Here is a 598-nt window from a genome sequence, read left to right as displayed (position 1 = left end):
GGGCAAGCTGGCCTACACCGAGTTCCTGGCCATGCTCGTGGGCGACGAGGTCGCCCGGCGCGAGGGCAAGAAGTTCTCCATGCGCCTGCGCCGCGCTCAGTTCCGCGCCACCAAAACGCTCGATCAGTTCGACTTCGAGCGGCTGCCCAAGCTCAACCGCGCGCTCGTCCACGATCTGGCCACCGGGCGCTACCTGCAGGAGAAGGCGCCGGTGCTGATCGTCGGGCCCAGCGGCATCGGCAAGAGCCATTTAGCCCAGGCGCTCGGGCACTGTGCGGTGCGCCAGGGCGTAGACGTGGTCTTCACCACCTGCTCGAGCTTGACGCAAAGCCTGAACGCCGCGCGCGCCACCGGTGTCTAYGACCGCAAGCTGGCCACGCTGTCGCGCGTGAGCCTCCTGATCATTGACGACTTCGGCCTGAAGCCAATGCGCGCGCCGGCCGATGAAGATCTGCACGACCTGATCGCCGAGCGCTACGAGCGCTGCGCCACCATCGTTACGAGCAATCTCGAATGCGCTGCAGCGCATTCGAGATTTAATGCGCCCAAGATTGTTATGCAGACTCCCCTCCCCGAGAGCCTGACTCTTGCTCTACTT

The 598-nt window shown here is 64.7% G+C and carries 1 protein-coding gene; it reads left to right on the top strand.

Features of this window, described 5'->3' with window-relative positions; all coding sequences use genetic code 11:
• The coding region (locus ACXJ3V_RS20430) for an ATP-binding protein (RefSeq protein WP_457102185.1) at positions 1-598 on the top strand (598 nt) is incomplete at both ends.

The organism is Microbacterium sp. P5_E9 (assembly GCF_054049175.1).
The sequence above is the reverse complement of the archived record's forward strand: the minus strand, read 5'-3'. Positions and strand labels throughout refer to the sequence as shown.